At 64.0% G+C, this 3,041-nt stretch carries 3 protein-coding genes and 1 pseudogene; 3 read left to right on the top strand and 1 reads right to left on the bottom strand.

The annotated features are described in order from the left end of the window. Positions 1-324 precede the first annotated feature (324 nt). A pseudogene (locus tag Q0687_RS03360) lies at positions 325-560 on the top strand (GIY-YIG nuclease family protein). 17 nt (positions 561-577) lie between these two features. Here Q0687_RS03360 and Q0687_RS03355 read toward each other — a convergent pair. Further along, positions 578-1,036 (bottom strand): MarR family transcriptional regulator, encoded by a 459-nt coding sequence (locus Q0687_RS03355; protein ID WP_298872238.1) that lies wholly within the window; start codon positions 1,034-1,036, stop codon positions 578-580. A gap of 155 nt (positions 1,037-1,191) precedes the next feature. Here Q0687_RS03355 and Q0687_RS03350 point away from each other — a divergent pair, with 155 nt between their 5' ends. Both Q0687_RS03350 and Q0687_RS03345 read left to right on the top strand, forming a co-directional pair. Then, complete coding sequence (locus Q0687_RS03350) at positions 1,192-1,617, top strand: organic hydroperoxide resistance protein (protein WP_298872236.1); 426 nt, start codon at positions 1,192-1,194, stop codon at positions 1,615-1,617. Between the two features lie 172 nt (positions 1,618-1,789). Further along, the gene (locus tag Q0687_RS03345) at positions 1,790-2,992 is read left to right on the top strand and encodes a CaiB/BaiF CoA-transferase family protein (protein WP_298872234.1); all 1,203 of its coding nucleotides are present in this window, start codon (positions 1,790-1,792) and stop codon (positions 2,990-2,992) included. Positions 2,993-3,041 lie beyond the last annotated feature (49 nt).

Here is a 3,041-nt window from a genome sequence, read left to right as displayed (position 1 = left end):
GAAGAGAGCGAAGGCTGCCACGCCATAGCCCGAAGGGCGACGGCGGGCTCTATCCGTAATCATTAACAGTCGCGAGATTCGGCTCGGCAAGCCTGGCAAGTCCCTCGTAGCGAAGAGAGCGAAGGCTGCCACGCCACAGCCCGAAGGGCGACGGCGGGCTCTATCCGTAATCGTTAACAGTCGCGAGCTACGGCTCGGCAAGCCAGCTCCGCTCCATCGTAGCGAAGCTAGCGAAGGCTGCCGCAGTGTAGCCCGAAGGGCGAAGCCGGGCTTCAGCAAATCCAAAGCGGGTGTAAACTCCCCTCGACAACCGGGGAGTGCGCCGTGAAATACGTCTACATCCTTGAGAGCCTCGACTCCCAGCACTTCTATGTCGGGATCACTGACGACTTGCGCGCTCGACTGGCAAAGACAACGCTGGCGAGGTGCCTCACACCTCGAAATACTTGCCCTGGCGTCTCAAGACCTATGTCGCGTTCAGCGACGAGAAGCAGGCTGTCGCATTCGAGAGGTATCTGAAATCGGCATCCGGCCGCGCGTTCGCCAAGAAACGCCTCTGACGTCCTGTCCCCGCCCCCTACTCCCCAATCACCGCATTCAGCCGATCCCGTAGCGCGACGATCTCGTCTTTCATCGCGACCAGCTCCGACACCGAGCAGTCCGAGGCCGCCAGGATCGACTGCGGCACGCTGCGCGCCTTTTCCTTCAGCGCGTGACCCTGCGCCGTCAGCGCGATCAGGACCTGACGCTCGTCCTCGCTCGATCGTGTGCGCTTGACCAGATGCGCGGCCTCCAGCCGCTTCAGCAGCGGCGTCAGCGTGCCCGAATCGAGAAACAGCTTTTCGCCGATCTCCTTCACCGGCACGTCGTCGCGCTCCCACAGCACCAGCATCACCAGATACTGCGGATAGGTCAGGCCGAGCCGGTCGAGCAGCGGCTTGTAGACGCGGTTGAAGGCGTGCGCGGCGGAATAGACCGCAAAGCAGATCTGGTTGTCGAGGCGTTGCGGATCGAGGGTCGCTAGTTTCCGGGCCATAGAGAATCTCGCGGGATTTTCCCCATTCTGGGGCCGGCCAGCCGGACATTCAATTGCGAACAATTAAATGTGAGGCATGCAAATATCGATTGCGCACAATCTAATTGTTTGCGATATGAATTGCACCCTAACCCGAAGCCCCCAAGGAGACGAAAATGTCCGTGAACGTCCTGTACAAGACCAGCGCAAAAGCCACCGGCGGCCGCGACGGCCATGCTGCCACCCTCGACGGCGCGCTCGACGTGAAGCTCACCACGCCGAAGGAGCTCGGCGGTGGCGGCGGCGCCGGCAACAATCCCGAGCAGCTGTTTGCGGCCGGCTATGCGGCCTGCTTCATCGGCGCGATGAAGTTCGTGGCCTCGCAGGGCGGCCCGAAGGTTCCCGCTGATGCCTCCGTGACCTCGACCGTCGGCATCGGCCCGCGCTCGGCCGGCGGTTTCGGCCTCGACATCGATCTCGCCGTCTCGCTGCCGGGCCTGTCCCGCGCAGACGCCGAGGCGCTGGTCGAGAAGGCGCACGAAGTGTGCCCGTACTCCAATGCGACCCGCGGCAACGTCGACGTTCGCCTGACGGTCGTCTGATCCGACGGTGAATTGGCTGGCCCGGGATCCCCCTCGGGCCGGCCGCTTCCGCGAGATTTCCCACGCCGCGGGATTGCGCGGCGACGCATGCGGCCCCACGCGACAAGCCATTGCTGGCGCGTACGAACCTCGCTAGGCCTGTGATCAAATTCGATACAGGGGAAGCGAAGGCATGACTGACACCACCACAGGTGCAATGAGCGGACTGCGCGTCATCGATCTCACGCGCGTGCTCGGCGGTCCCTATTGCACCCAGATCCTCGCCGACCATGGCGCCGACGTGATCAAGGTCGAGCCGCCCGCGGGCGACGAGGTGCGCGACTGGGGCCCTCCCTTCCACGACGACGACGCCGCCTACTTCATCGGCATCAACAGAAACAAGCGCTCGATCGGCCTCGACCTCGCCTCCGAGGGCGGCCGTGCCGTGCTCCTGAAGATGCTGGAGACGGCCGACGTCCTGATCGAGAATTTCAAGCCGGGTACGCTGGAGAAATGGGGCATCGGCAACGATGTGCTCAGCCAGAAATATCCGCGGCTCGTGCATTGCCGCATCTGCGGCTTCGGCGCCGACGGCCCGCGCGGCGGCAATCCCGGCTATGATGCCATCATCCAGGCCATGACCGGCATGATCGCCGCAACCGGCTCGCCCGAGAGCGGCCCGATGCGGATTGGCGTGCCGCTGGTCGACATCGGCACCGGCCTTTACGCGGCGATCGGCATTCTGATGGCGCTGTCCGAACGGCAACGCTCGGGCAAGGGCCAGTTCCTCGAGACGACGCTGTACGAAACTGGCCTTGCCATCATGCATCCGCACACCGCGAACTATTTCATGCATGGCAAGCCGCCCGGCCTCACCGGCAACGAGCATCCGAACCTCGTGCCCTACGCGATCTTCCCGACCAAGACCGACAACATCTTCATCGGCGTCGGCAATGACGGCACCTTCCGCAAGCTCGCCAAGGAGATCGGCAAGCCCGAGCTCGGCACCGATCCGCGCTTTGCCCGCAACAAAGACCGCATCGCCAATCGCGAGGCGCTGCGCGCCGAGCTTGCCGCCGTGTTCAGCCAGCACGAGGCCGAACCGCTGTGCAATCGCCTGCTCGCCGCCGGCCTGCCTGCGGGTCCTGTGCAGAAGATCGACCAGGCGCTGACCAACCCGCACACCATCGCCCGCGGCGATGTCATCGAGAAGGACTGGTACAAGGGCGTGACCTCGCCGATCCGGCTCGATCGCAGCAAGCCGAGCCTGCGCCGGCTGCCGCCGAAGTTCAGCCAGCACTCCCAGGAGGTGCTGGGCGAGTTCGGCTACTCAAAGTCGGAGATCGACGCGATGGTCAAGACAGGCGTGGTCTGCGGCCCCGAGCGCAAGCGCTAAAGCGGGATGGGGTTAGTCTGAATCGACTTGGGATTCCCAAATCAGTGCA

It is taken from the genome of uncultured Bradyrhizobium sp. (assembly GCF_936928535.1).
GTDB lineage: Bacteria > Pseudomonadota > Alphaproteobacteria > Rhizobiales > Xanthobacteraceae > Bradyrhizobium.
This window is presented reverse-complemented; position numbering and strand designations above follow the sequence as displayed.